Genomic DNA, 24,657 nt, shown 5'->3' with positions numbered 1-24,657 from the left:
TGTGGGTGGCTATCCGCCCCCGGCCTGTCGCGGTCGCACCATCAGCGCCTGCGCGCCGGTGGCCACCGGGCCGGCCGCGTCGTGCAGGATGCTCGTCGCGGTGCCGATGCCGTGCTTGCCGACCAGCGTGACCGCGTCGAGGCCGATCCACTCGCCCTCCGGCACCCGCCGCAGGTGGAGGGTCAGCTCGGAGTTGATGAACCACCACTTGCGCGGGTCGAGGAAGTTCGACACGCCGTTGCCGGAGTCGGCGATGGCGAACAGCCGCTGCAGCCCGCTCGGCTCCTCGCCGTCGACCAGCGGGACGCGCTGGCGGGCCCAGACGGCCGCCGGGCCGGGCACGTCCATGCCGCCGCGCACCGCCCGCCACTCGACGGCGTCGAGGTAGCCGGCCTGCCAGCCCTCCGGCCACGGCGACTCCGTCACGGTGTCCGGTGCGGGCAGCAGCGGCCCGGCGTCCGTAGCGGCTTCCGCCGTGTCCGCGGTCGCGATGCGCCACGCCGAAGCCCGCGCCACGACGCGGTCCGCGCTCGCCAGCTCGGCTTGCAGCAGCTCCACCGAACGGCCCGGCCGTTCGACCCGGGCCCGCACGGTGAGCTCGGCGACCGGCGCCGGGCCGAGGATCTCGACGGTCACCCGCGCGAGTTCGGCCGGGTGCGCCGGTTCGACGTTTTCGAGGGCGCGCACCAGCAACGCCGACGGTGGCCCGAAGTGCTGGGACTCCGACGACCACGGCCCGGCCGTGTGCCCGGTCGCGGAGTAGCGGTCGCCGCCGAGCGGGACGTAGAACGCGTCGGCCATCAGTCGGCCCGGTCCAGCGGCGTCTCCTCGCCCGCATCGGGCTCCGGCCAGCCGGGGTAGTCCGGCGGCGTGCCGCCGTACTCGGGGCAGTGCGCCTGGTGGTCGCACCAGTTGCACAGCTTGGTCTTGTTCGCGCGGAAGTCGCCGGTCCTGCCCGCCTTGAGGATGGCCTGCCAGATGGCTTCGAGGGTGCGTTCGAAGCGCACCAGCTCGGCCTCGTCCGGGGTGTAGGCGAGGGACTGGCCGTCGGTGAGGTACATGAGTTTCAGCTGCCGCGGCACCACGCCGCGCAGCCGCCACAGCACGACGGCGTAGAACTTCATCTGGAACATCGCCTTGGCCTCGCCGATTTCGCGCGGCGCGGCGCCGGTCTTGTAGTCGACCACCCGGATTTCCCCGGTCGGCGCGACGTCGACGCGGTCGATGTAGCCGCGCAGCAGGACGCCGGAGCCGAGCTCGATTTCGACGTGCAGCTCGCAGGCCTCGGGTTCCAGCCGCCTTGGGTCCTCCAGCTCGAAGTAGGCGTCCAGCAGCTTCTCCGCCGACCGCAGCCAGTCCGCGTGGTCGTCGGGCTGCTCGCCGTCGAACAGCTCGGTCCACTCCGGACGGTCCGCGGACAGGTCCGTCCACGCCGGGCCGAGCAGCTCCCGCGCCTTCGGCGGAACGCGCTCGGCGGCCGGCAGCGCGAACAGCCGCTCCAGCACCGAGTGGACGAGCGTGCCGCGCAGCTGGGCCTTGGTCGGGACCTCCGGCAGCCGGTCGACCGCGCGGAACCGGTAGAGCAGCGGGCACTGCTTGAAGTCGCTGGCCCGGGACGGCGACAGCGCGGGCCGCCGCCGCACCTCGGTGGCGACGGCGGTGGCTGCTGGGGAATCCGTGGTGACGGTGTCGGCGTCGGGCATGGGCAGAGCGTAACGCCGGGGTCCGACAGTTCCGGCGACCGCAACGCCCGGCACCCCGCCCAGCCGCCCGGGCCCGCGTCTTGAATGACTCATTCAGGACCTCCGGCGACCTGAATGAGTCATTCAAGACCTCCGGCGGCGGGGTGCGCGACACCACCCGGACCGGATCACCCGCTCCCCACACCGGGGGCTCTAGGCTCTCCCGCATGGCCGCGACCAGTGAACAGGGCACCGGGGGCACCCGGCAGGCCGTCCTCCCGGACGGCGGTCTCCTGCTGTTCCGGGTCGCCGGCGTGCCCGTGCTGCTCGCGCCGTCCTGGTGGATCGGGTCGCTGATCGTCGTCGTGCTCTACACGCCGCTGGTCGGCCGGCTGCTCCCGGACGCCTCGACGTGGACGTCCTGGCTGCTGGCCGGCGCCTTCGCGCTGCTGCTGGGCCTGTCCGTGCTGGCGCACGAGCTCGGGCACTGCGTCGCCGCGCTGCGGCTGGGGATCCCGGTCCGGCGGGTGCGCCTGTTCCTGCTCGGCGGCCTGTCCGAAGTGGCCAGGACGCCGAAGCGGCCGGTCCACGAGGGCCTGGTCGCCGCGGCGGGCCCGGCGGTCTCGCTGCTGCTGGGCGGGTTCTGCGGCCTGCTGATGTTCGCCGTCCCGCCGGACGGCGCGGTCTGGATGCTCGTGGCCGAGTGCGCGGTGGCGAACCTCGCCGTCGGCGTGTTCAACCTCCTGCCCGGCCTGCCCCTCGACGGCGGCCGGCTGGTCCGCGCCGGCGTTTGGGCGGTCACGGGGATCCGCGCGAAGGGCACGCGCGCCGCCGTTGTCGGCGGCGCCGTCGTGGCCGCGGGACTGCTCGTGTGGGCCCTGTGGGGCCTGGCGACCGGCAGCCCGGACCGGTGGCTGCGCCTGGGCGTCTGCGTCGTCACGGCGTGGTTCGTGATCCTGGGCGCGCGTTCCGAGCTCAAGGCGGAAGCGCGCCGCACCTGGCCGGAAGGTCTGGACCTCGGCGAGCTGGTGCGGCCGGTGCTGCAGCTGCCCGCCGAAAGCCCGGTGTCGGACGCGCTCGCGGCGTCGGCGGGCCGGGGCGTGGTGCTCGTCCGCGCGGACGGCGTCGCGGCCGGGCTGCTCGACACGGGCGCGGCGGAGCGCCTCGCGGGCACCTCGCCGCACGCGCCCGCCGAGCTCGCGGCGGAGCCGATCCGCGCCGAGACCGTCCTGCTGGCCTCGGAACCGGGGGAGGACGTCGTCGAGCGCGTCCGCGAGACCCCGGCGTGGCAGTTCCTCGTCGTCGACGACGAAGGCCGCCCGGCGGGCGTGCTGCGCCGGGACGACCTGCGCGCCGCGCTGAACCGCCGTACCCGCTGAGGCCGCGCCCCGGACGGCCTGCGAAGATCTGTCGTCGGCCATTCGGGGTACAGGAGGAAGTGTTGTCGGTCAGCGGACCGTTTCGCGCGGGTGATCGGGTGCAGTTGACCGACTCGAAGGGGCGGCACTACACCCTGACGCTGGCCGACGGCGGGGAGTACCACACCCACCGCGGCGCGCTCGCCCACGACGACCTCATCGGCCGGCCCGAGGGTTCGGTGGTGACGTCGGCGGGCGGGTCGACGTACCTGGCCCTGCGCCCGCTGCTGCCGGACTACGTGCTCTCGATGCCGCGCGGCGCGCAGGTGATCTACCCGAAGGACGCCGCGCAGATCGTGATGTGGGGCGACATCTTCCCGGGCGCCCGCGTGCTCGAAGCGGGTGCCGGCTCGGGCGCGCTGACGTGTTCGCTGCTGCGCGCGGTCGGCTCCGAGGGGCACGTGAGCTCGTACGAGATCCGCGACGACCACGCCGAGCACGCCGAGCGCAACGTCGTGAAGTTCTTCGGCGAGAAGCCGGCGAACTGGTCGCTGACGGTCGCGGACCTGGCGACGCACGAGGGCGAGGTCGACCGGGTCGTGCTGGACATGCTGGCCCCGTGGGACCAGCTGCCGAACGTCGCCGCGCACCTGGTGCCGGGGGGCGTGCTGACGGTCTACGTGGCGACGGTGACGCAGCTTTCCCGCGTGACGGAGTCCCTGCGCGAGCAGCAGTGCTGGACCGAGCCCGAATCGTGGGAAACGCTGATGCGGCCGTGGCACGTGGTGGGCCTCGCGGTGCGCCCGGACCACCGGATGGTCGCGCACACGGCGTTCCTGCTCACCGCGCGCCGCCTCGCGGACGGGACGGTGTCGCCGCGGGTGTCCCGGCGGCCGTCGAAGGGCAAGGGCTAGCCGGGGACGCACCAGCGGCCGTTCTCCTTGTGCAGCGGAAACGGCGTGTCCTTCGTCCCACCCGGGGCTTCGACGTGCACCTTCGCCGTCGCGGACTCGCCGCGGACCTCCGGTGGCTCCTTCAGCGTCGCCGTCACCCGGCCGGCCGCGTCCCACATCCGCTGCAGCCTGCCCAGGGCTTCGGCCGTCTGCGGGCGGCACGTCAGCTTGCCGAACGCCGCGGAGTCGTGCGCCGTGATCGCGTCGACGATCGCGCGGGCCAGCACGTTCACCGCCGCGGTGTCGACCGCGCTCGGCGCCGCCGAGGCCGACGTCCGCGGCGGCGGGGGCGGGCTCGGCGGCGCGGGCGGGGAGCCGGACGGCGCCACGAGCAGCAGTCCCAGCACCACGCCCGCGCCGGCCACGCCGAGCAGCACGAGCCCGGCGGCGAGCGCGCGGTTCACCGAACGCGGGGGCTCACGAGCCGTCCGCCTTGACGTTGGACAGGCACCACAGGCCGGATTCCTTCTGGGCCGACATCGTGCCGACCTTGGTCTTGCTGCCGTCCGTGGCCGAGTAGCGCACGGTGGACTTGTCCCCGGTGTCCTGCGGCGAGCCGGTCAGCTTGACCGTGACCTTCGGGATGTCGCCGGTGGTGCCCTCGAAGACGCTCCGGCAGATCGTGTCGCCCAGCGCCTTCTCGTCACCCGCGTTGTAGGCGGCGATCGTCGTGTCGAACAGCTCCTGCGAGCTGCCCTTGCCCGCCGGCGCGGGGCCGGCCGCGGGCTTGGTGCTCTTCGGCGTCGAACTCGGCGAAGTGCTCTTGGGCTTCGGGGTGGTCGCCTTCGGCGCGGTCGTCGGGGCCGCGGAGCTGCTGCTGGCGGGCGGGGCCGCGGTGTTGTCGTCCTTCCCGTTGGCCACGACGAACCACGTCACGCCGCCACCGACGAGGAGCACCGCCGCGGCCGCGATGCCGACGATGAGCCCGGTTTTCTTCTTCTTGGGCGGCGGCGCGTCACCGAAGCCGCCGCCTCCGTACGGGTCGTAACCGCCGAAGCCCGGCTGCTGCTGCGTCGGCTGGCCCCACTGGTCCTGCTGGGGCTGTTGCTGGCCCCACTGGTCCTGCTGCCCGTACTGGGGGTGGCCCTGCTGGGGCTGAGGGCCCGTCTGGGGCGGGTAACCGCCCTGCTGCGGCTGCCCGTACGGATCGGGCTGGCCGAACTGCTGGGTGCCGCCATAGCCCGGCTGGGGCTGCGGTCCGCTCTGGGGGTAGCCGCCCGGCTGCCGGCCGTACGGCCCGGGCTGCTGCCCGTAACCTCCGGGCTGCTGGCCGTAGCCGCCCGGTTGCTGCGGCGGGTAGGTCATGGGTGGTGCCCCCTAGCGTTCCTTCGACGGTGACCCGGCCTTCGAGGCGGCCGACGTCGGCCCGATGCTAGCCACCGGGCCGCTCCGCCGCGCGGTTAGGGCGGAACTGGCCGGAATTGCCCGGCTCGGGCAGGGTTGGCGCCCTGGAGAGCCGGGTACTCCCGACGTGCTTGGTTCGTCCCGGCCCGGACGGGCCCGCGACACACCGGGGCCACGGCACCGAAATGGCCTCTTGCGCTGCGGGAATGTCCGTGCTGGACCAGGCGAGGAAACCGCGACGCGCCGATCTTGTGATCCGGAAAGGCCTTTTCTTGTCGGTGATCGCCGGTACCGTGGAATGAAAAGCACTCCGAGGAGGTGCCCGATGCATCATGACCTTCCCGGAGGTCGGCGCGAGGAGGCCGACCCTTCAGCAACATCCGGAGCTGGGACGACGGCGGACGAGCAGGCTCGGCAGATCCGTTTTCTCGAGGAGGAAGTGGCGCTGCTGCGCCGCAAACTGACCGACTCGCCACGGCAGAACCGAGTTCTCGAACAGCGGCTCGCCGAGGCCTCGGAAAGGGTGAGCCAGCTCACCGAGCGCAACACCAAACTGGTCGAAACCCTGCGTGAGGCCCGAGGACAGCTCCTCGCGCTGCGTGAGGAGGTCGACCGGCTGGCCCAGCCGCCGTCCGGCTACGGCGTCTTCGTCGAGGCGTACGAGGACAACACGGTGGACGTCTACACGGCGGGCCGCAAGATGCGGGTGTCGGTATCGCCCGCGGTCGAGCTCTCTTCGTTGCAACGCGGCCAGGCGCTGCGGCTCAACGAAGCGCTCACCGTGGTCGAGGCCGGCGGCTTCGAACGCACCGGCGAGGTGTGCGCGTTGCGTGAGGTGCTCGCCGCCGACGTCGAGGGCGGCAGCCTTCGCGCGCTGGTGGTCGGGCACGCGGACGAGGAGCGGGTGGTCCTGCTCTCCGACCTGCTGGCCGAGCAGCCGCTCAAGCCGGGCGACTCGCTGCTGGTCGACTCCAAGGCCGGCTACGCGTACGAGCGCGTGCCGAAGGCGGAGGTCGAGGACCTGGTGCTGGAGGAGGTGCCGGACGTCCGCTACGAGGACATCGGCGGCCTCACCCGGCAGATCGAGCAGATCCGCGACGCGGTGGAACTGCCGTTCCTGCACGCCGACCTGTACCAGGAGTACCAGCTGCGCCCGCCCAAGGGCGTCCTGCTCTACGGCCCGCCGGGCTGCGGCAAGACGCTCATCGCCAAGGCGGTCGCGAACTCGCTGGCCAAGAAGGTGGCCGCGGCCCGGGGCGAGAACGAGGACGGGAAGTCCTACTTCCTGAACATCAAGGGTCCCGAGCTGCTCAACAAGTTCGTCGGGGAGACCGAGCGGCACATCCGCCTGATCTTCCAGCGGGCGCGGGAGAAGGCCTCCGAAGGCACCCCGGTGATCGTGTTCTTCGACGAGATGGACTCGATCTTCCGGACCCGTGGGTCGGGCGTTTCGTCCGACGTCGAGACCACGATCGTGCCGCAGCTGCTGTCGGAGATCGACGGTGTCGAAGGCCTGGAGAACGTCATCGTCATCGGCGCCTCCAACCGCGAGGACATGATCGACCCGGCGATCCTGCGGCCGGGCCGGCTCGACGTCAAGATCAAGATCGAGCGTCCGGACGCCGAAGGCGCGAAGGACATCTTCTCCAAGTACCTGGCCGAAGGGCTGCCGATCCACGCGGACGACCTCGCCGAGTTCGGCGGCGACGCCAAGGCGACGTTCGACGCGATGATCCAGCACACCGTCGAGCGCATGTACGAGGAGAGCGACGAGAACCGGTTCCTCGAGGTGACCTACGCCAACGGGGACAAGGAAGTCCTGTACTTCCGCGACTTCAACTCGGGCGCGATGATCCAGAACATCGTGGACCGGGCGAAGAAGTCGGCGATCAAGTCGGTGCTGGAGACCAAGCAGCCGGGTCTGCGCGTGCAGCACCTGCTCGACGCGATCGTCGACGAGTTCGCGGAGAACGAGGACCTCCCGAACACCACCAACCCGGACGACTGGGCCCGGATCTCCGGCAAGAAGGGCGAGCGGATCGTCTACATCCGCACGCTCGTCACCGGCAAGAACCAGGATTCGGGGCGGGCGATCGACACCGCCACGAACACCGGTCAGTACCTGTAGGTTCCACCGCGCGATGGGGCGGCCGCTTCGGCGACCGCCCCATCGGCGTGTCTAGCGGCCGGCCGGAACGGGTTCGGGCTTGCGCCGCCGCAGCCGTCCGTGCGCGGCGAGGATGCCCACCACGATCAGAACCGCGCCCGCCGGCTGGTTCCAGCTCACCGGCTCGCCCAGCACCAGCACGCCGAGCAGCACTCCGACGACCGGTGTGAGGTAGGTCACCGCCGAGGCGTTGGCCGCGCCCCAGGCCGCGATGATCCGGACGTTCCAGACATATGCGATCCCCGTGCCGAAAACGCCGAGCACCACCCTGCTCGCCACCACCGCGAGGTCCAGGTCCACCGGCGTGGTCGCGATCGCGGGTGCCAGCAGGCCGAGCAGCACCGTCGCCGACCCGGTCTGACCGAACGCGACGACGACCGGGTCCACACCACGCGGAGAGACGAACCGGCGCATGTAGACGAAGCACGCGCCGTAACACGTCGTAGCGCCCAGGCAGGCCAGCTGCGCGGTCAGCTGGTGTGAGACGTCGACGCCGTGCCACACGCCGACGATCGTGAGCACGCCGAGGAATCCGAGAGACAGGCCCAGCACTCGCGGCGGCGTGAACCGCTCTTCGGGCAGCGCCGCGGCGGCCAGCAGCATCGTGACGAGCGGCGTCGTCGCGTTGAAGATGCTGGCCAGACCGGACGAAATGTACTGTTCCGCCCACGAGAACAGCAGGAACGGCACCACGCACAGCAGTACCGAAACAACCGCGAGATGACCCCACAGCACGGGATCCCGGGGGAGCGGCCGCCGGCGCACCACCAGCACGGCCGCCAGCGCGAGCGTGCCCAGCGCAACCCGCGCGAGCGCGATCTGCGCGGGGGAGAGTCCGGCCAGGCCCACCTTGATGAACAGGAAACTCGCACCCCACACGACGGCCAGCAGCGCGAACCGCACCGTGACCCCGAAACCCGCCGCTCCGAACCGCATGGGCGCAGTCAAGCCGGGACGCGGGGCGCGAAGCCAGCGGTTTTCGGACCTCTCGATTCCGTATAACGACCTATACGCGGCGGGGTAGGATGCCGCTTATGGCGTCGGGGGAGGAAGCGTGGCGACCAGCGGTCGCGCACGTCGCGAGCCGCGTGACCGGGCCGCCGCTGCCCGACGGCCTGGACGTCACCGTCCACTTCCACCCGGACCGCCTGGTGAGCGGGGTGCCGTTGCTGCGGCACCTCGTCACTGACGCCATCTACCGCTCGCAGTTCGAAACGGGCACGAGCAACGGCGGTCTCACCGCGCACGCCGGCGGAGACCGCTGGCGCTGGGAGCACCGCATGTTCGGCGGCGCCTACGACGATCTGCCGGCGTCGGCCCGGCCGAAGTACGGCTCGCTCAACTACCACCGCCGCCCGGCGGGCGGGTCCGTCCGGTTCGGCTCGTCCCACCTGGTGCTGAAGCGGGAAGTGCTGGCGCGGACGACGTTCTGCTACCCGGACAGCTTCGGCGAGCCCGACGACTTCGGCACCGCGGCTAACATGCCGTTGCTGCGCCTCGCCGAAGCGGACGTCCAGGACGAGCTCGACGACCACATCGAGGCCCACGTCCACGGTCCGCTCCGGCTGGCGACCGACGTCGAGGCGCTCGTCCTGGATCCGGCGTTCCGCGGCACCGACGTCGAGGCGGCGGCCGCGGACCTGCCGTTTCCCACCAGGTGGCACCACGGGTTCCGGCTGCCCGTCGACGTGCTGGCCGAGCACGCGGACTACCGCGGCGAGGACGTCGTGCGGGCCGGCAAGGAGATCGCCGAAGACGGCCGGCTCGACGCCCGCGTCATCGGCGACGCCGTCCGCGCCGGCCGGCACGACCCCCAGGTGCTCAAGCGCGTCTGGCACTGCACCGCCCGGTTCGGCCTACGCGGCGACCGGTAGCAGCGCCTCGGCCAGCCGGCGCCAGTGCGGCATCGCCGACCCGCCCGGCTCGATGCCGATGACCTGGATGCCCACGTGGTCGGCGCCCGCTTCGAGGTGCGCGCCCAGCTTCGCGACGATCGTGTCGAGGTCGCCCCAGAACACCAGGTCGTCGACGATCCGGTCGGCCGCGCCGTCGATCTCCTCCTGGGTGTAGCCGAGCCGCCGGAACTTCGCGATGTTGTACGGCTGCGTGAGGTACGGGTGCAGGTGCTCGCGGGCGATCTCGCGCGCCTTCGCCGCGTCCGTCTCGAACAGCACGGCGTGCTCGACGCCGAGGAACGGGCCGGCGCCGAGGATTTCCCGCGCCTGGGCCGTGTGCTCGGGGGTGACGTGGTAGGTGTGCGCGCCCGCCGCGTGGTCGCGGGCCAGTTCCAGCATCTTGGGGCCGTACGCGGCCAGCAGGCGCCGTATCGGGGCTCGCGGCGCGGGGTTGGCGTTCGTCACGGCGTCCATCGCCTCGAGGTACTCGCGCACCGCCGCCAGGGGCTTCGGGCCGGGCACCCCGCCGAAGCCGAGGCCGAGCAGGTGGCGATCCGGGTAGGCGTCCGCGAGCAGCGCCGCCGCGCCCTGCGTCCAGCGGGGTCCGCGCGACCCGATCTGCGCGATGCCGTTGACGATGGTCAGGTCCGTGGTGCTCGCCAGCAGGAAGCCGGCGTGGGTGAGCGCTTCGCGGCCGTCGGTCTCCGGGATCCAGAGCGCCGGCCAGCCCAGTTCTTCCAGTTCCCGCGCGGCGTCCCGGATCCCGCTCGCCGGCAGGCTTTCGAAGTCGAACGTCCAGATCCCGTAGCGGCCGAGCCGCATGCCCTCGATGGTCGTCATGAATCGAAGTATCGCAGAACTGCGATATGAGTCAACCCAGGGGTGCCGTGGGGGAGGGGAGCGGTCAGAGAGAGCGGCCGAGCGCCGCGACGAACCCGGCGATCCGGGCCTCGTCGCGCTTGTAGTGCGTCCACTTCCCGACGCGGGTCGCCTGTACCAGGCCGGCGCGCTGCAGTGCGGCCATGTACGCCGAGACGGTCGACTGCGCGAGCCCCGTCTTCTCCTGGATGTGGCTCACGCACACGCCGACCTCCGCCGGGTCGGCGATCGCCCGCTCCACGGGGAAGTGCCGCTCCGGCTCCCGCAGCCACCGCAGGATCTGCAGCCGCTCGGGGTTCGCGAGCGCCTTGAAGACGTCGAGCAGCTGCTCGACGTCCGGCTGCGATTCGGCGCGTGTCGTCATGGCTGCCACCGAGTATATCGACGTATAACGACCTATACTCACTGGTCGTGAGCGAAGAAACGCACCGGCCCCGCGCGCCCATCACCGAAGCCGACGTCCTGGCCTGGCTGGAGACGACGGCGGCCGCCGTCCAGGCGGGGGAGGTGGGCGCCCAGGAGCTCATCGACATCCTCGGCGAGCTCCGCCGCGCCTCGGCGGCCTGCGCCGACGCCTCCGACTGGGCACTGCTCGCCGCGCGCGAAGGCGGCGCGAGCCTGCGTCAGATCGCGCCGGTCTTCGGCAAGGGCTACGTCCGGGCCCCGGCCGCGCGCCTGGAGAAGCTGCACCGCCAGGCGCAGAACTCCGACCAGTGGCTGGCCATCCTGCGGCACAAGCAGACGGCGTGACGGCGACCGTGGACCGCATCGCGCTCGGGCTGGCGGCGCTGGGCCGGCCTGCCTACATCAACCTCGGCCGCGACGGCGCCCTGCCGCCGGTGCGGGACGTCGGTTCCATGCGGGCCGCGACCTACGCGGTGCTCGACGACGCCTACGCCGCGGGCGTCCGGCACGTCGACGTCGCCCGCTCGTACGGGCGCTCGGAGGAGTTCCTGGCCGGTTGGCTCGCCGAACGCGGGCACGCGGACGTAGAGGTGTCCAGCAAGTGGGGTTACGCGTACGTCGGGGACTGGCGGCTCGACGCCGACGTCCACGAGGTGAAGGAGCACTCGGCGGCGCGGTTCGCGACGCAGTGGGCGGAAACCCTGGCGCTGCTGGGGAACCGGGTCGGGCTGTACCAGGTGCATTCGCTCACTGTGGACAGTCCGCTGTTCACCGACGAGCCGTTGGCCGAGGCGCTGGCGGAGCTTTCGGTGAACGGCGTCGCGGTCGGGTTCTCGACCTCGGGCCCGGCGCAGGCGGACGCGATCGAGCGGGCGTTCGCGCTGGAAGTGGCCGGGCAGCCGGTGTTTTCCGCGGTGCAGTCGACGTGGAACGTCCTGGAACAGTCCGCCGGCCGGGCGCTGGCCGCGGCGCACGCGGCCGGAAATTGCGTGCTGGTGAAGGAAACCCTGGCCAACGGCCGGCTCGCGGTGGCGGCGCCGAAGGCGGTCCTCGACATCGCGTCCGCGCACGGGACCGGCCCGGACGCGGTCGCGGTGGCCGCGGTGCTGGCGCAGGACTGGGTGGACCGCGCGGTCATCGGCCCGGCGAGCCGCGCGCAGCTGGCGGCGAACCTGCGGGCCACCGCGCTTTCCCTCGGCACGGACGAGGAAGCGGCGCTCGCCGACCTGGCGGAGAACCCGCACGAGTACTGGCGACACCGGTCCTCCCTGAAGTGGGACTGAGCGGTTGCACTACCCTTCGCTGGCACGAAACCGACGACAGGAGGCTGGGTGCGTCATCGTCAGGTGGTCGCCTTGGCCGCGGTCGCGCTGGTGGGCCTGACGGCCTGCGAAGGGCCCGATCCGAACGACCTCGAGACGTACTACGACGATCCGGCGCCGACGTCCGCGCCGCTCACGACCGCCGAAACGCCGGTGAGCCCCGCGAAGGCCGTTCCGGTGACGCCGTCGGCGCCCGATCCCGGCCTGCTCGCGGAACCCGCGCTGCTGTCCGATGCGGACGTCGCGGAAGAAGGGGTGCAGCCGGCCTCGAACGAGGTTGCGGGATGCCTGGCGGACGGGCCGTCGGCGGGCAGCCGGACGGCGACCTGGCGCTACCCCAGCGGGTCGGCGCTGAGCCACCGCGTCGTGGTGTTCCCGGACGCCTCGGCCGCCCGGGCCGTCGCGGAGAACGAGTGTGCGGGCAAGACGGTGAGCATCCCCGTCCAGCCCGGGATCGAGCGGCAGCAGGCCTGGAGCGACGGCAAGACCTGCACGGTGTTGCTGGCCAAGGGGAGGCTCGTGTCCGAGCTGACGGTCTCGGCGAGCACCGGGACACGGGCCGTGGACGCGGCGAAGCGCCTTCTCCCCGCGATGAAGGCGAAGCTGACGGCTCAGCCGTAGCGGCGGAACCACTCCTGGACGCCTTCGCGGCCGTCGGGGATGAACGGCAGCTCGGGTGCCGGGTCGTCGACCCACGCGCGGAGGTCTTCCAGCGGGATCCAGCGGCCTTCGACGATCTCTTCGGCCTGGTGGCGGATCGGGCCGTCCCAGTGGACCTCGAACGCGAAGTTGTGGCAGCGGTTGCGGCCGTCGTCGTAGACCTTGGTGAACAGCGGAACGGGTTCCACCCCGTGGACGCCGAGCTCTTCGGCCAGTTCGCGGCGGGCGCACTCGGCCGGGGTCTCGCCCGCGGCGACCACGCCGCCGGCCCAGCAGTCCCAGGTCGAGGGGAACACGTCCTTCACCGCGGTGCGCAGGTGCACGTAGACGGCGCTGCCATCACCCGAACGGACCAGCACGACGCCGGCGGCGTGCCACAGGCCCTCGTCGCGGACCCGGCGCCGGGTGGTCGTGCCGACGACGGAGCCGGCCTGGTCATAGAGCGCAACGAGTTCGTCACTGCCTGGCATGGGTGCATCGTTCCACTAGGGCGACCCCGTAGGGTGGTGGACATGCGGCGGATCATGGGAACCGAAGTCGAGTACGGCATCTCCGTGCCGGGCGACGCGACGGCGAACCCGGTACTCACCTCGACCCAGGTCGTGCTGGCCTACGCGGCCGCGGCCGACATCCCGCGCGCCCGGCGGGCGCGGTGGGACTACGAGGTGGAGTCGCCGCTGCGCGACGCGCGCGGGTTCGACCTGACCGGGCCCGGCGGGCCGGGCCACGACCCGGACGTCGAGGACCTCGGCGCGGCGAACGTCATCCTCACCAACGGCGCGCGGCTGTACGTCGACCACGCGCACCCGGAGTACTCCGCGCCCGAGGTGACGAACGCGCGTGACGCCGTCATCTGGGACAAGGCGGGGGAGCGGGTGATGGAGGAGGCCGCGCTCAAGGCGGCGTCCGTGCCCGGCCAGCCACAGCTGCAGCTGTACAAGAACAACGTCGACGGCAAGGGCGCGAGCTATGGCACGCACGAGAACTACCTGATGGCGCGGTCGACGCCGTTCACCGCGGTGATCGCCGGGTTGACGCCGTTCTTCGTGTCGCGGCAGGTCGTGACCGGCTCGGGCCGGGTCGGGATCGGCCAGCAGAGCGAGGAAGCCGGGTTCCAGCTTTCCCAGCGCGCGGACTACATCGAGGTCGAGGTCGGCCTGGAGACGACGCTGAAGCGGGGGATCATCAACACCCGCGACGAGCCGCACGCGGACGCGGACAAGTACCGGCGGCTGCACGTCATCATCGGCGACGCCAACATGTCGGAGTACTCGACGTACCTCAAGGTCGGGACGACGGCGCTGGTGCTGGACCTGATCGAGTCGGGCATCCGGTTCGACGACCTGAAGCTCGACGAGCCGGTCAAGGCCGTGCACCAGATCAGCCACGACCCGACGCTGAAGACGCAGGTCGCGCTGGCGAACGGCAAGAAGTACACCGGGCTGGACCTGCAGTTCGCCTACCACGAGATCGCTTCGCAGAACCTGGAGCGCACCGGCGCGGACCAGGCGGCGAAGGAGGTCCTGCGGGTCTGGGGCGAGGTCCTGGACGCGCTGGCCCGCGACCCGCAGGAGTGCGCGGACCGGCTGGACTGGCCGGCCAAGCTGCGGCTGCTGGAGGGCTACCGGCAGCGGGACCAGCTGGCCTGGGGCGCGCCGCGGCTGCGCCTGGTGGACCTGCAGTACTCGGACGTGCGGCTGGCGAAGGGCCTGTACAACCGGCTCGTGACGCGCGGGTCGATGAAGCGGCTGGTCACCGAGGAAGAGGTGCTGGCCGCGGTGACGACGCCGCCGTCGGACACGCGGGCCTACTTCCGGGGCCGGGCGCTGGAGAAGTACGCGACGTCGATCGCGGCGGCGTCGTGGGATTCGGTCATCTTCGACGTGGGCAAGGAGTCGCTGGTGCGGATCCCGACCCTGGAGCCGTTGCGGGGGACGAAGGCGCACGTCGGCAAGCTGCTGGACGAGTCCGCGACGGCGGAGGACCTGGTGGAGGCGCTCACCGGTTCGGACTAGGCGTGACGCACCAGCGATCGCGGCGTTGCCCCGAATGTCGGGGCCGCTGGGTAGGCTAGGAAACATCAGCCAGACCGGGAGGCGAGATGGCCCAGGAAAAGATCGAAAAGCACGGCGGTGGTGACTCCGACGAGGAGTTCGACGACACCGGCGCGGCGGGTCAGGAGCGGCGCGAGAAGCTCGGCGAGGACGTGGACACGATCCTGGACGAGATCGACGACGTGCTCGAAGAGAACGCAGAGGACTTCGTCCGGGCCTACGTGCAGAAGGGCGGCGAGTAAGCCGCTCGGGCGCCGCGCCCTTGCCGACCGTTCAGCCGGCGGCCGGGGTCTCGTGCGGTGGTGACCGCGATGGGTCGCCGCGCGGGCTCCGGTCCTCCTGGCTCGCACAGATGGGATTTTTGAGCACGTATGGACAACACCAGGGGCATCTCGGGTCCCGCGCTGCCGGCCGCGTACTTCTCGTCGGCGACGTCGTCGTTTTCGGACTTCCTGCGCGAGCAGGCGCCTGAGCTGCTGCCCCACCGGAAGGTGGCCCCGGGCGGCGTGGCGGAGCTGGGCGTGCCGCACGGGACGACGATCGTCGCCTGCACCTTCGCGGGCGGCGTGCTGATCGCGGGCGACCGGCGGGCGACGTCGGGGAACCTGATCGCGAGCCGGGACATCGAGAAGGTGCACGTCACCGACGAGTACTCGGCGGTGGGCATCGCGGGCACGGCGGGGCTGGCCGTGGAGATGGTGCGGCTGTACGCCGTGGAGCTCGCGCACTACGAGAAGATCGAGGGCGTTTCGCTGTCGCTGGACGGCAAGACGAACAAGCTGGCCGGGATGGTCAAGGGCAACCTCGAGATGGCGATGGCCGGGCTGGCGGCCATCCCGCTGTTCGTCGGGTACGACCTCGAGGCGGAGGACGCCAAGCACGCCGGGCGGATCGTCTCGTACGACGCCGCGGGCGGCCGCTACGAGGAGAACGGCGGGTACGCGGGCATCGGCTCGGGTTCGCTGTTCGCCAAGTCCGCGCTGAAGAAGCTGCACGACCCGGACGCCGACGTCGAGGGCGCGGTGCGGGTCGCGGTGGAGGCGTTGTACGACGCGGCCGACGACGACACCGCCTCGGGCGGGCCGGACCTGGTGCGGCGGATCTTCCCGAGCGTCGTGACGATCACCGCCGAGCACGGCGCCGTGCAGCTGTCGGAGTCCGAGACCGCCGCGGTCGCGGAAGCCGTGGTGGCGGGGCGGATCGAGCGCCAGCAGCGCCGGCTCTCCTGACGCGGGCGGAGAACCAGTGAACGTGGAAACCCCGGAAGACCTGGAGCGCACACCGTGACGATGCCGTTGTATGCCTCTCCCGAGCAGCTGATGCGGGAGCGTTCCGAGCTGGCGCGCAAGGGCATCGCGCGCGGCCGGAGCGTGGTGGTGCTGAAGTACGCGGGCGGCGTGCTGTTCGTGGCGGAGAACCCCTCGGCCACGCTGCACAAGGTGTCCGAGATCTACGACCGGATCGGCTTCGCCGCGGTCGGGCGCTACAGCGAGTTCGAGAACCTCCGCGTGGCGGGCATCCGGCACGCGGACTTGAAGGGCTACCAGTACGACCGGCGCGACGTGAGCGCGCGGGCGCTGGCGAACGCCTACGCGGCGACGCTGGGCAGCATCTTCACCGAGCAGCTGAAGCCGTTCGAGGTCGAGGTCTGCGTGGCGGAGGTCGGGACCAGCTCGGCGGAGGACCAGCTGTACCGGCTGACCTACGACGGGTCGATCTTCGACGAGCCGCAGTACGTCGTGATGGGCGGCCAGACGGACAAGATCGCCACGAAGCTGAAGGAGACGTTCGAGGACGGCCTGGACCTGCAGGCGGCGCTGGGCGTGGCGGTGGCCGCGCTGCGCACCCCGAGCCAGCCGGCCACGACTTCGTCGTCGGCGGGTTCCTCGTCGTCGTCATCGTCTTCGTCGTCGAACGGCAACAGCGACGCCGACCCGATCAAGCTGGAGGTGGCGGTGCTGGACCGCGACCGCCCGCGCCGGTCGTTCCGCCGCCTGACGGGCACGGCGCTGGACGCGCTGCTGCCGGTGCCGGACCCGGTGGGCGAGGAGCCGGAGAGCAAGCCGGAAGGCGAGTAGGGATTTGCCGAAGGCGGGGACGCGGGTCGCGTCCCCGCCTTCGTCATGCGGGCCGCCGCCCGACGGCGAGCAGGTGCGCGCTGGCGTGGACCAGGTGCGGGTCCTGTTCGACGAGTCTCGCCGCTCGCATCGCGGCTTCGACGCGGTCGGGGAACTCCGCCAGGCCTGCTTCGTCCAGAGCGGGCCACGAAGGCCCTTCGACACCGAAGACGGCGGTGCCGGTGAAGCCCGCCGCGGAGACTTCGTCGTGGAGTTCGGCGGCGGTGTGCCAGTGCGTCGGCACGAAGCCGACGTGGCCGTCGTACGCGCCGGTCTCGACGGCCGCGCGGACCGGCTCGGCGAGGCCGGCGGTCAACGTCCCCGCGGCGCCGGCTTCGAGCAGGGACAGGTACCGGCTGATGCCCGCCGCCGCGAGGAGACCACCCGGCCGCAGGACCCGCCACGCTTCGGACAGCGCGCGAGCCCGCTCCGCCGGTTGGACGAGGTGGTACAGCGGGCCCAGGAGCAACACCACGTCTTGGGACGCGTCCCCGGCGGCGAGATCGCGGGCATCGCCGGTTTCGGCGGTGACGCCGGGCAGCGCCGCGGCTTCGGCGACGTGGGCGGGTACGAGGTCGACCAGGTGCACCCGGTGGCCGTCGATGGCCAGCCAGGCCGCGTGCACGCCCGTGCCGCCACCGACGTCGAGCACCCGGGCTCGTTCGGGCAGGAAGCGCCGCAGCAGTTCCCGCGTCCGCAGGAACTCCAGCCGGCCGTGCGGAGTGCGAGCCAGGCGGGCGTCTTCGCCGGGGCCGGTGCGGTAGTGCGTCACGAGGTCCATGTCCCAGGGTCTCGGACGCCTCAACCGGATTTCACGACGTCGCCGGGGAAGCCCGGAAGTTCTGGTCGGCGAACGCCAGCAAGTACGGCAGCGTCGCCCGGGCCGTGTGCCACGTGTGGTTGAACCCGCGCTCGGCGTGGACCACCGCCTCCTGCCCGCGAGCGTGCAGCGCCTCCGCGATGCGGCGGGCCGTCGTCACGTCCGTCGGCGCGCCCGTCCCGACCGCCAGCATCACCGAGATCGGCGCCGGGAAGCTCATCGTCGGCAGGTAGCGGCGTGGGGTGTTGGCCGCGATCGCCGCCCGGTTGCCGTCCAGGACGCCCACCGAGTCGTTCAGGTCGTCGTACGGGAGGGCGATCAGCAGGGTGCCGAACTCGTCCACGTGGTGCAGGCCGATGTTCAACGCGCCGAAGCCGCCGCCGGACATGCCGCCCAGTGCCCGGTGGCTGCGGTCGGCCACCGTCCGGTAGCGCTGGTCGATCGCCGGGACCACCGTGCGCGCCAGGTACGTCTCCAGCTGCGGGCCGCCCGGGACGTCGAGGCACTCCCAGTCCGTGCTGGGCACCCCGGCCGTCAGGTCGACGCTCACCACGATCATCGGCGCGATCACGTTCGCCTGCTGCAGGGCCAGCAGCGTGCCGGGCGCGTCCCCCGAGGTCAGCCAGTCGCGCGGGCCGCCGAACGGGTAGCCGTGGATGAGGTAGACGACCGGGTAGCGCCGGGCCGGGTCGGCGGCGTAGCCCGGTGGGAGGATGACGTAGTTGCTGCCGGACGGGACGCCGTGCGCGGGGTCGGGGAGGTTCACCACGTCGATCCGCTGGCCGGCGGCCGCGGTGCCGGCGCCCGGGTGCGACACGGCCGAGTCCGACTCCGACGGTGCCTCCTTGCCGTCGTCGAGCAGGCGGCCGGCCAGGTTGACCACGCCCGGCCCCTTCTGCAGCAGGCGCGCGAGGTCGTCGGACGTCCGCACGTACCCGACGTAGCTGTTCAGGGCAGTGACTCCGGTGAGCAGCAGCAGGACGCCGAAGGCGGTGAAGCCCCAGCGGCGAGTCCGGCGCCGGTGCCACAGCGCGATGACGGCGGCGAGGACCGCGACGGCGGCCGAGGCGAAGGCGAGCCAGATGAGCGGCGACTCGAACGGGCCGAGGTCGCGGGCGCGGGCGGTGATGTCGCCGGGCAGCACCGGGTCGACGGCGGCCCGGTGGATACCGCTCGCCAGGCCGTGCCCGTCCATCGAACCCCCGCTCGTCCCCTGGCCGCGGGCACGATCGCCCGCATCTCGATCAAGACGCTAGCCAGGGGACGCTGTGGGTTCGTTGAGAGAAGGTAAAGAGACCTTAAGGGCGGTAGATGGTCAACGCGCTGGGGTTCGACCGGAACCGGAACCGGTTGCCCAGCGGCCCGACCTCGCCGTCGGTGGCGACGCGCCGGTGGCCGTCCAGCAGCTCGACGTCCAGTTCGGCCACGTCCAGCTCCTGGTAGACGTGGCTGGCCGCGAGGCTGCGGGTGACCATCGCCAGGAGGAACCGGGCCCGCGAGTAGGGCAGGTCGGCGCGCAGGTACCGGACGTCGAGCAGGCCGGTGTCGAGCGCGGGCCGCCGGCTGGGCGCGAAGCCCTTCGGCGCGTACGTGCCGTTGCCGACGAACAGCAGCCAGACCTGCGTGAGCTTGCCGTTGAGCCGCACGGTCAGCGGCCGGGCGTGCCGCAGCGTCCGGGTCAGCGCGATCGCGGCCGAGGGCCACTTGGGGTGCTTTTCCTGCAGCTTCTCGCGCAGCCGGACCATCTCCGGGTAGCCGCCGAGGCTCGCGGTGTTGACGAACCAGCGGTGCGCGGTGTCGCCGTCCGCCTCCTTGATCTCGACCTCGCCCAGGTCGATGCCGACGGCGTTGCCGACCTCGGTCGCCGCGTCGGCGTCGGGCATCGAGGTGACCCCGACGTCGCGGGCGAAGTGGTTGAGGGTGCCCGCCGGGATCAGCGCCAGCGGCAGGTCGCGTTCGGCGGCGACCGCGGCGACCGCGGCCACGGTGCCGTCACCACCCGCGACGCCGAGCGCGCGGATCGTCCCGCGGGCGTCGATCTCGGCCTCGAGCTGGGCGATCAGGTCCTGGTCGGGGTCCGGGTAGAGGATCTCGGCCTTGGGCCACGCGTGCCGGGCGTCCTCGGTCGGGTCCTGGCCGTCGATCCCGGACTTCGGGTTGACCAGCACGAGCATGTCGTCACCGTCGACCATCTCCGGCGCGTCGGCGTCGTGGGCGGTGCGGGCCGGGACGTCGTCGTGCAGCGGCCACCAGTGCCGGGTCGCCAGGCCGACGCCGACCCCGATGCCCAGGCCGACCCCCACGTCGGAGGGCCAGTGGACCCCGGTGTGGACGCGGGAGTAGGCGACGGCCAGCGCGAGCGGCGCCACGGCGAGGCCGGCGCGCGGCGACTCCATCGCCACCGCCGTCGCGAAGGCCGCCGCGGAGGCGGAATGGCCGGACGGGAACGACGACGACGTCGGGCGTTTCCGCAGGCGGCGGCGCACCGGGGTCTCCTCCTCGGCCGGGCGGCGGCGGGGGAAGAGCGGCTTGCCGATGAGGTTGGCCGCGGCGCTCGCCCCGGCGATCGCGACCACGCCCCGGAACGCGGCCCGCCTGGTGGGCCCCTTCTGCGTGGCGAGCAGCGCCGCGACGCCCCACCAGAGGCGGGACTTGTTCGCCGATCTGGACAGCGCCATCAGCGCGTCGTCGGCTTTCGTGGCCGGGAGGGCGGCGGTGCGCCGCATCAGGGCGCGGTCGGTGCGCCCGACCCGCCGGAAGGCCTGGATCAGCTGGTGTGTCAAGGAGTCGCCTTCCCCAAGTCGTCAAGAGCAGTGCTCCAATCGTGCCTGAATCGGGGAGATTTCACCGTCTGTGGCATACCGGGGGCGTGTCGACGCCCGAACGGCGCACCGTCGAAGGGGGTGCAGCGCCTACTCTGGTGGGATGCAGCGGCGGATCTTTGGCATCGAGACCGAGTTCGGGGTCACGTGCACCTTCCACGGACAGCGCAGGCTCTCGCCCGACGAGGTGGCGCGCTACCTCTTCCGGCGGGTCGTGTCCTGGGGACGCTCATCGAACGTCTTCCTGTCGAACGGCTCCCGGCTCTACCTGGACGTCGGCTCGCACCCCGAGTACGCGACGGCCGAGTGCGACGACCTGGTCCAGCTGGTCACGCACGACAAGGCCGGGGAGCGGATCCTCGAGGACCTGCTGGTCGACGCCGAACGGCGGCTCGCCGACGAGGGCATCGGCGGCGACATCTTCCTCTTCAAGAACAACACCGACAGCGCGGGCAACTCCTACGGCTGCCACGAGAACTACCTGGTGACCCGCGCGGGTGAGTTCTCCCGCATCGCGGACGTGCTGCTGCCGTTCCTGGTGACCCGGCAGCTCATCTGCGGCGCCGGCAAGGTGCTGCAGACGCCGCGCGGGGCGGTCTACTGCCTCTCCCAGCGTGCGGAACACATCTGGGAGGGCGTCTCGAGCGCGACCACGCGCTCACGGCCCATCATCAACACCCGCGACGAGCCCCACGCCGACGCCGAGCGCTACCGGCGCCTGCACGTCATCGTGGGCGACTCGAACATGGCCGAGCCGACGACCATGCTCAAGGTCGGCTCGGCGAACCTGGTGCTCGAGATGATCGAGGCCGGCGTCCAGTTCCGCGACTTCACCCTGGACAACCCGATCCGGGCGATCCGCGAGATCAGCCACGACCTCACCGGCCGCCGCCAGGTGCGCCTGGCCGGCGGCCGCGAGGCCTCGGCGCTGGACATCCAGCGCGAGTACCACGCCCGCGCCGTCCAGCACCTCAAGGAAAACGGCACGACCCCGGCGAACGAGCGCGTCGTCGAGCTGTGGGGCCGGGCGCTGGACGCGGTCGAGCAGCAGGACTTCGGCAAGATCGACACCGAGATCGACTGGGCGATCAAGCACCGGCTGGTCGAGCGTTACCGGCACAAGCACGACCTGGACCTCTCCAGCCCGCGCATCGCGCAGCTCGATCTGGCCTACCACGACATCCGTCGCGGCCGGGGCATCTTCGACCTGCTCCAGCGCAAGGGCCTGGTCCGCCGGGTCACCGACGACGGCGAGATCGAGGCCGCGAAGGACACCCCGCCCCAGACGACCCGCGCGAAGCTGCGCGGCGACTTCATCGCCGCCGCCCAGGCCGCGGGCCGCGACTTCACGGTCGACTGGGTGCACCTGAAGCTGAACGACCAGGCCCAGCGCACGGTCCTGTGCAAGGACCCGTTCCGCTCGGTCGACGAGCGCGTGGAACGCCTGATCAGCTCGCTCTAGCCCGCCGCGCCCGCCCGGTGTTCCCTACGAAAGTCGCCGGGCGGGTGCGGCAGGATCTCCCGCATGCGTGTCGTGCTGCTCGTCTGCGCTCTGCTGGTCTCGCTCGCGGCTCCGGCGTCGGCAGGTGAGCGCCCGCCGACGTGGGAGCTCAAGCCGACCGGTGTCACCGCCCAGTTCCGCGGCCTCTCCGCCGTCAGCGCGCGGGTGGCGTGGGTCAGCGGCACGCAGGGCACCGTCCTGCGCACCACCGACGGCGGGGCCACCTGGAAGTCCGTCGGGCCGCCCGGGACCGAGGCGCTCCAGTTCCGGGACATCGAGGCCTTCGACGCCGACCACGCCGTGGTCCTGTCGATCGGGCCCGGCACGGACTCCCGCGTCTACCGGACCGACGACGGCGGCGCGCACTGGCGTCAGACGTTCCAGAACACCGACGCGGCGGCGTTCTACGACTGCCTCGCCTTCTTCGACCCGTGGCGCGGGCTCGCGATGAGCGACCCGGTCGACGGGCGGTTCCGCGTCCAGGCCACCTTCGACGGCGGCCGCAGCTGGCGGCCGGTCCCCGACAGCGGCTTCCCGCCCGCACTGCCCGGCGAAGCGGGCTTCGCGGCCAGCGGGCAATGCATCACGACGGCAGGACCCCTCGACGCGTGGCTCGCGACCGGCGGCGGCACGACCGCGCGTGTCCTGCACTCCGGCGACGGCGGGCGCCACTGGAGCGTCTCGGACACGCCGTTGCCGAGCAGCCCGTCCGCCGGCGTGTTCGCCCTGGCGTTCCGGAACCCGCGCCACGGCGTCGCGATCGGCGGCGACTTCGCGAACCCGACGGCGCCCGGCCCGGCCGTCGCGCTGACCGGCGACGCCGGCCGGACCTGGCGCACGCCGGAGCAGTACCCGGCCGGGTACCGCTCCGGCGTGGCCTGGCGCGGCGGGACGCTCCTCGCCGTCGGTCCGGGCGGCAGCGACTACAGCCCGGACGGCGGCCGGCACTGGACGTCGTTCGACGCCGGCAGCTTCGACAGCGTCGACTGCGCCGGGACGAGCTGCTGGGCGAGCGGCGCTCAGGGCCGCGTCGCCCGGCTCCGCTAGAGCACCTGACCGGTGGGCCGGACCATGATCTCGTTGACGTCGACCGACGGCGGCTGCGACAGCGCGTAGAGCGCCGCGCGGGCGATGTCGTCCGCGTGCAGGTTGGGCTTCTTGCGCTGCTCGTCGCTGAGGATGTCGGTGTCGGTCATGCCGGGGTTGATGAGCGTGACGCGCACGCCGGTGCCGACGGCCTCCTCGCGGATCGCGCCGGCCATCCCGGTCACCGCCCACTTGGTCACCGAGTACAGGCTCGCCTTGCGGATGTAGCGGCCGGCGACCGAGCCGGTGATCAGCAGGTGCCCGGCCGACTCCCGCAGCGCGGGCAGGGCGGCCCGGGCGGTGTAGGCCGCGCCGAGGACGTTCGTGCGGACCATCTCCTCCCACGCCCGCGGGTCGGGGTCGTCGTCGCCGAAGAACGAGGTCCCGACGCCGATCCCGGCGTTGGCGAAGGCCGCGTCGAGCCGTCCGAACCGCTCGACGGCCCGTTCGACGGCACCGGAGATGCTCGGCCAGTCGCCGACGTCGGCGCCGAGCGCGAGTGCGTTGTCCTCGCCGAGCTCGGCGGCGAGGGAGGTGACGGACTCGGTCTTGCGAGCCACGAGAGCGACCTTGAACCCGGAGGCGGCGGCGAGGCGCGCGGTCGCGGCGCCGAGGCCGCGCGAGGCACCGGTGATGAGAAGAACGCGATCATCCATGGGGTCCAGGCTAGGGAATCAGCACGAGCCGGCCGCGCAGCCCGCCCGCGGCCAGCCGTTCGTGGGCTTCGGCGGCGCGCGCCAGCGGCAGGACGCCGGCGACGCGGGGGAGCAGGACGCCGGCCAGTTCGGCCAGCCGAGCGCCGTCGGCGCGGATCCAGACGTGCCGCACGCGGATCCCGCGCAGGGGGATCGGCGCGGCTCCGGCGGCGAAGGCGACGAACTCGCCACCGCCGCGGACCGCGTCGAGCGCGTCGAGGCCGAGGAGCGCGGTGTCGAGGGCGGCATCGACGCCACCCGGCACGAGTGCGCGGACCCGGTCGCCCAGCTCGGGGCCGCGGGGAAGGAATTCGTCGGCACCGAAGCCACGGACGAGGGCTTCGTCGGTCTCGGACGCGACGGCGACCACCCGGAGTTTCCGGTGGTGGGCCAGCGCGACGGCGTATCCGCCGACCGCGCCCGCCGCACCGGTGACGAGGACGGTCCCGTCGGTTTCGACCAGGTCGAGCGCCTGGGCGGCGGTGAGGGCGTTGAGGGGGAGGGTGGCGGCTTCGACGGGGGAGAGACCGACGGGCGCGAGGGCGACGGCGGAGGAGTCGAGGATGATCTGCTCGGCGTAAGCGCCCAGCGGAGCGGCGATCCGGTCGCGCAGCCCGATGACCGCGTCGCCGGCCCGGAACCCGTCGCCGGCCTCGACGACGCCGGCCACATCCCACCCCAGCCCGAGCACCGCCCGCCCCGGGATCACCCCCGCCGCCGTCAGCGCCCCCGCCCGGGTCGCCAGATCCACCGGGTTCACCGCGGCCGCCGCCACCCGGATCCGCACCTGGCCCGGGCCGGGCTCCGGCTCCGGCACCTCCACCGCCTCCAGCACCTCGGGACCCCCGAACCGCCGGACCACGATCGCGCGCATCGAACACTCCTCCACCGCCCGGA

The 24,657-nt window shown here is 72.3% G+C and carries 26 protein-coding genes; 13 read left to right on the top strand and 13 right to left on the bottom strand.

All coding sequences use genetic code 11. The annotated features are described in order from the left end of the window. Window positions 1-9: 9 nt before the first annotated feature. Together ACERZO_RS14895 and ACERZO_RS14890 are read right to left on the bottom strand one after the other, a co-directional pair. Window positions 10-801 (bottom strand): thioesterase family protein, encoded by a 792-nt coding sequence (locus ACERZO_RS14895; RefSeq protein ID WP_372665219.1) that lies wholly within the window; start codon window positions 799-801, stop codon window positions 10-12. Next, on the bottom strand, window positions 801-1,703 hold the full coding sequence (locus ACERZO_RS14890; RefSeq protein WP_372665218.1) for a RecB family exonuclease: 903 nt from the start codon (window positions 1,701-1,703) through the stop codon (window positions 801-803). Before ACERZO_RS14890 ends, ACERZO_RS14895 begins: the two co-directional genes overlap by 1 nt. A gap of 206 nt (window positions 1,704-1,909) precedes the next feature. Here ACERZO_RS14890 and ACERZO_RS14885 point away from each other — a divergent pair, with 206 nt between their 5' ends. Continuing rightward, on the top strand, window positions 1,910-3,061 hold the full coding sequence (locus tag ACERZO_RS14885) for a site-2 protease family protein (protein WP_372665217.1): 1,152 nt from the start codon (window positions 1,910-1,912) through the stop codon (window positions 3,059-3,061). A 62-nt stretch (window positions 3,062-3,123) separates the two neighbouring features. Further along, window positions 3,124-3,954 carry a tRNA (adenine-N1)-methyltransferase gene (locus ACERZO_RS14880; protein WP_372665216.1) on the top strand — a complete coding sequence of 277 codons (831 nt, stop codon included), beginning with the start codon at window positions 3,124-3,126 and terminating at the stop codon, window positions 3,952-3,954. Here the strand turns inward: ACERZO_RS14880 and ACERZO_RS14875 are convergent. Both ACERZO_RS14875 and ACERZO_RS14870 read right to left on the bottom strand, forming a co-directional pair. After that, window positions 3,951-4,397 (bottom strand): hypothetical protein, encoded by a 447-nt coding sequence (locus ACERZO_RS14875; protein WP_372665215.1) that lies wholly within the window; start codon window positions 4,395-4,397, stop codon window positions 3,951-3,953. The two genes, ACERZO_RS14880 and ACERZO_RS14875, sit on opposite strands and share 4 nt — an antisense overlap. A gap of 13 nt (window positions 4,398-4,410) precedes the next feature. Beyond that, a complete protein-coding gene (locus ACERZO_RS14870; protein ID WP_372665214.1) occupies window positions 4,411-5,298 on the bottom strand; it encodes a hypothetical protein in 888 nt (295 codons plus the stop codon). A gap of 364 nt (window positions 5,299-5,662) precedes the next feature. On the opposite strand from ACERZO_RS14870, the gene arc reads away from it, so the two are divergent. Then, window positions 5,663-7,465, top strand: a complete 1,803-nt coding sequence (gene arc, locus ACERZO_RS14865) for a proteasome ATPase (RefSeq protein ID WP_372665213.1) — start codon at window positions 5,663-5,665, stop codon at window positions 7,463-7,465. Window positions 7,466-7,516: 51 nt separating this feature from the next. Here the strand turns inward: arc and ACERZO_RS14860 are convergent, their stop codons facing one another. Next, a complete protein-coding gene (locus ACERZO_RS14860; RefSeq protein WP_372665212.1) occupies window positions 7,517-8,440 on the bottom strand; it encodes a DMT family transporter in 924 nt (307 codons plus the stop codon). A gap of 98 nt (window positions 8,441-8,538) precedes the next feature. Here ACERZO_RS14860 and ACERZO_RS14855 point away from each other — a divergent pair, with 98 nt between their 5' ends. Then, complete coding sequence (locus ACERZO_RS14855) at window positions 8,539-9,378, top strand: DUF3626 domain-containing protein (RefSeq protein ID WP_372665211.1); 840 nt, start codon at window positions 8,539-8,541, stop codon at window positions 9,376-9,378. On the opposite strand, the gene ACERZO_RS14850 is transcribed toward ACERZO_RS14855, so the two are convergent. Both ACERZO_RS14850 and ACERZO_RS14845 read right to left on the bottom strand, forming a co-directional pair. After that, on the bottom strand, window positions 9,361-10,239 hold the full coding sequence (locus ACERZO_RS14850) for a TIGR03620 family F420-dependent LLM class oxidoreductase (protein WP_372665210.1): 879 nt from the start codon (window positions 10,237-10,239) through the stop codon (window positions 9,361-9,363). The genes ACERZO_RS14855 and ACERZO_RS14850 overlap by 18 nt on opposite strands. 64 nt (window positions 10,240-10,303) lie before the next feature. Next, window positions 10,304-10,642 carry an ArsR/SmtB family transcription factor gene (locus ACERZO_RS14845; RefSeq protein ID WP_372665209.1) on the bottom strand — a complete coding sequence of 113 codons (339 nt, stop codon included), beginning with the start codon at window positions 10,640-10,642 and terminating at the stop codon, window positions 10,304-10,306. 47 nt (window positions 10,643-10,689) lie between these two features. On the opposite strand from ACERZO_RS14845, the gene ACERZO_RS14840 reads away from it, so the two are divergent. From ACERZO_RS14840 to ACERZO_RS14830, 3 genes are read left to right on the top strand one after another with little or no spacing between them, the layout of a single operon-like run. Beyond that, window positions 10,690-11,028 (top strand): hypothetical protein, encoded by a 339-nt coding sequence (locus ACERZO_RS14840; RefSeq protein WP_372665208.1) that lies wholly within the window; start codon window positions 10,690-10,692, stop codon window positions 11,026-11,028. Next, window positions 11,025-11,966 (top strand): aldo/keto reductase, encoded by a 942-nt coding sequence (locus ACERZO_RS14835; RefSeq protein ID WP_372665207.1) that lies wholly within the window; start codon window positions 11,025-11,027, stop codon window positions 11,964-11,966. The genes ACERZO_RS14840 and ACERZO_RS14835 overlap by 4 nt, the downstream gene beginning before the upstream one ends. A 48-nt stretch (window positions 11,967-12,014) precedes the next feature. Then, complete coding sequence (locus ACERZO_RS14830) at window positions 12,015-12,626, top strand: hypothetical protein (RefSeq protein WP_372665206.1); 612 nt, start codon at window positions 12,015-12,017, stop codon at window positions 12,624-12,626. Here the strand turns inward: ACERZO_RS14830 and ACERZO_RS14825 are convergent. Beyond that, complete coding sequence (locus tag ACERZO_RS14825) at window positions 12,617-13,135, bottom strand: NUDIX domain-containing protein (protein WP_372665205.1); 519 nt, start codon at window positions 13,133-13,135, stop codon at window positions 12,617-12,619. The genes ACERZO_RS14830 and ACERZO_RS14825 overlap by 10 nt on opposite strands. A 42-nt stretch (window positions 13,136-13,177) precedes the next feature. Here ACERZO_RS14825 and dop point away from each other — a divergent pair, with 42 nt between their 5' ends. The 4 genes from dop (at window position 13,178) to prcA (ending at window position 16,797) form a co-directional block, all read left to right on the top strand. Further along, on the top strand, window positions 13,178-14,680 hold the full coding sequence (gene dop / locus ACERZO_RS14820; RefSeq protein ID WP_372665204.1) for a depupylase/deamidase Dop: 1,503 nt from the start codon (window positions 13,178-13,180) through the stop codon (window positions 14,678-14,680). An 86-nt stretch (window positions 14,681-14,766) separates the two neighbouring features. Next, the gene (locus ACERZO_RS14815) at window positions 14,767-14,961 is read left to right on the top strand and encodes a ubiquitin-like protein Pup (protein ID WP_013226725.1); all 195 of its coding nucleotides are present in this window, start codon (window positions 14,767-14,769) and stop codon (window positions 14,959-14,961) included. A 129-nt stretch (window positions 14,962-15,090) separates the two neighbouring features. Then, complete coding sequence (gene prcB, locus ACERZO_RS14810; protein ID WP_372665203.1) at window positions 15,091-15,948, top strand: proteasome subunit beta; 858 nt, start codon at window positions 15,091-15,093, stop codon at window positions 15,946-15,948. A 54-nt stretch (window positions 15,949-16,002) separates the two neighbouring features. Further along, entirely contained in the window at window positions 16,003-16,797 is a 795-nt protein-coding gene (prcA, locus tag ACERZO_RS14805; protein ID WP_372665202.1) for a proteasome subunit alpha, read from the top strand. Window positions 16,798-16,840: 43 nt separating this feature from the next. Here prcA and ACERZO_RS14800 read toward each other — a convergent pair whose 3' ends face one another. The 3 genes from ACERZO_RS14800 to ACERZO_RS14790 all read right to left on the bottom strand — a co-directional run bounded on the left by ACERZO_RS14800 (window position 16,841) and on the right by ACERZO_RS14790 (window position 20,382). Beyond that, on the bottom strand, window positions 16,841-17,617 hold the full coding sequence (locus ACERZO_RS14800; protein ID WP_372665201.1) for a class I SAM-dependent methyltransferase: 777 nt from the start codon (window positions 17,615-17,617) through the stop codon (window positions 16,841-16,843). Window positions 17,618-17,648: 31 nt separating this feature from the next. Then, the gene (locus tag ACERZO_RS14795) at window positions 17,649-18,851 is read right to left on the bottom strand and encodes an alpha/beta hydrolase (RefSeq protein WP_372665200.1); all 1,203 of its coding nucleotides are present in this window, start codon (window positions 18,849-18,851) and stop codon (window positions 17,649-17,651) included. A gap of 103 nt (window positions 18,852-18,954) precedes the next feature. Further along, a complete protein-coding gene (locus tag ACERZO_RS14790; RefSeq protein ID WP_372665572.1) occupies window positions 18,955-20,382 on the bottom strand; it encodes a bifunctional phosphatase PAP2/diacylglycerol kinase family protein in 1,428 nt (475 codons plus the stop codon). Between the two features lie 199 nt (window positions 20,383-20,581). On the opposite strand from ACERZO_RS14790, the gene pafA reads away from it, so the two are divergent. Both pafA and ACERZO_RS14780 read left to right on the top strand, forming a co-directional pair. Then, window positions 20,582-21,940: a Pup--protein ligase gene (gene pafA, locus ACERZO_RS14785; RefSeq protein WP_290059133.1), complete on the top strand. Its 1,359-nt coding sequence runs from the start codon at window positions 20,582-20,584 to the stop codon at window positions 21,938-21,940. Window positions 21,941-22,003: 63 nt separating this feature from the next. Continuing rightward, window positions 22,004-23,026, top strand: a complete 1,023-nt coding sequence (locus ACERZO_RS14780) for a WD40/YVTN/BNR-like repeat-containing protein (protein ID WP_372665199.1) — start codon at window positions 22,004-22,006, stop codon at window positions 23,024-23,026. Here ACERZO_RS14780 and ACERZO_RS14775 read toward each other — a convergent pair. Continuing rightward, the gene (locus ACERZO_RS14775; protein WP_372665198.1) at window positions 23,023-23,721 is read right to left on the bottom strand and encodes an SDR family oxidoreductase; all 699 of its coding nucleotides are present in this window, start codon (window positions 23,719-23,721) and stop codon (window positions 23,023-23,025) included. The genes ACERZO_RS14780 and ACERZO_RS14775 overlap by 4 nt on opposite strands. 10 nt (window positions 23,722-23,731) lie before the next feature. Next, the gene (locus tag ACERZO_RS14770; RefSeq protein WP_372665197.1) at window positions 23,732-24,634 is read right to left on the bottom strand and encodes an NADP-dependent oxidoreductase; all 903 of its coding nucleotides are present in this window, start codon (window positions 24,632-24,634) and stop codon (window positions 23,732-23,734) included. Window positions 24,635-24,657: the final 23 nt, after the last annotated feature.

Source organism: Amycolatopsis kentuckyensis (assembly GCF_041679295.1).
GTDB classification, from domain to species: Bacteria; Actinomycetota; Actinomycetes; order Mycobacteriales; family Pseudonocardiaceae; genus Amycolatopsis; species Amycolatopsis kentuckyensis_A.
Note: the sequence above shows the minus strand (reverse complement) of the source record. Positions and strands in the feature narration are given on the sequence as shown.

Excerpts from the sequence above, each read along its gene's own strand:
- ACERZO_RS14815 (WP_013226725.1), top strand. The coding sequence starts at position 14,767 with ATGGCCCAGGAAAAGATCGAAAAGCACGGCGGTGGTGACTCCGACGAG.
- ACERZO_RS14860 (WP_372665212.1), bottom strand. The coding sequence starts at position 8,440 with ATGCGGTTCGGAGCGGCGGGTTTCGGGGTCACGGTGCGGTTCGCGCTG.
- ACERZO_RS14895 (WP_372665219.1), bottom strand. The coding sequence starts at position 801 with ATGGCCGACGCGTTCTACGTCCCGCTCGGCGGCGACCGCTACTCCGCG.
- ACERZO_RS14795 (WP_372665200.1), bottom strand. The coding sequence starts at position 18,851 with ATGGACGGGCACGGCCTGGCGAGCGGTATCCACCGGGCCGCCGTCGAC.
- ACERZO_RS14890 (WP_372665218.1), bottom strand. The coding sequence starts at position 1,703 with ATGCCCGACGCCGACACCGTCACCACGGATTCCCCAGCAGCCACCGCC.
- arc (WP_372665213.1), top strand. The coding sequence starts at position 5,663 with ATGCATCATGACCTTCCCGGAGGTCGGCGCGAGGAGGCCGACCCTTCA.
- ACERZO_RS14770 (WP_372665197.1), bottom strand. The coding sequence starts at position 24,634 with ATGCGCGCGATCGTGGTCCGGCGGTTCGGGGGTCCCGAGGTGCTGGAG.
- ACERZO_RS14780 (WP_372665199.1), top strand. The coding sequence starts at position 22,004 with ATGCGTGTCGTGCTGCTCGTCTGCGCTCTGCTGGTCTCGCTCGCGGCT.
- pafA (WP_290059133.1), top strand. The coding sequence starts at position 20,582 with ATGCAGCGGCGGATCTTTGGCATCGAGACCGAGTTCGGGGTCACGTGC.
- prcB (WP_372665203.1), top strand. The coding sequence starts at position 15,091 with ATGGACAACACCAGGGGCATCTCGGGTCCCGCGCTGCCGGCCGCGTAC.
- ACERZO_RS14825 (WP_372665205.1), bottom strand. The coding sequence starts at position 13,135 with ATGCCAGGCAGTGACGAACTCGTTGCGCTCTATGACCAGGCCGGCTCC.
- ACERZO_RS14800 (WP_372665201.1), bottom strand. The coding sequence starts at position 17,617 with ATGGACCTCGTGACGCACTACCGCACCGGCCCCGGCGAAGACGCCCGC.
- ACERZO_RS14870 (WP_372665214.1), bottom strand. The coding sequence starts at position 5,298 with ATGACCTACCCGCCGCAGCAACCGGGCGGCTACGGCCAGCAGCCCGGA.
- ACERZO_RS14885 (WP_372665217.1), top strand. The coding sequence starts at position 1,910 with ATGGCCGCGACCAGTGAACAGGGCACCGGGGGCACCCGGCAGGCCGTC.
- ACERZO_RS14850 (WP_372665210.1), bottom strand. The coding sequence starts at position 10,239 with ATGACGACCATCGAGGGCATGCGGCTCGGCCGCTACGGGATCTGGACG.
- ACERZO_RS14845 (WP_372665209.1), bottom strand. The coding sequence starts at position 10,642 with ATGACGACACGCGCCGAATCGCAGCCGGACGTCGAGCAGCTGCTCGAC.
- ACERZO_RS14855 (WP_372665211.1), top strand. The coding sequence starts at position 8,539 with ATGGCGTCGGGGGAGGAAGCGTGGCGACCAGCGGTCGCGCACGTCGCG.
- ACERZO_RS14775 (WP_372665198.1), bottom strand. The coding sequence starts at position 23,721 with ATGGATGATCGCGTTCTTCTCATCACCGGTGCCTCGCGCGGCCTCGGC.
- ACERZO_RS14790 (WP_372665572.1), bottom strand. The coding sequence starts at position 20,382 with ATGCGGCGCACCGCCGCCCTCCCGGCCACGAAAGCCGACGACGCGCTG.
- dop (WP_372665204.1), top strand. The coding sequence starts at position 13,178 with ATGCGGCGGATCATGGGAACCGAAGTCGAGTACGGCATCTCCGTGCCG.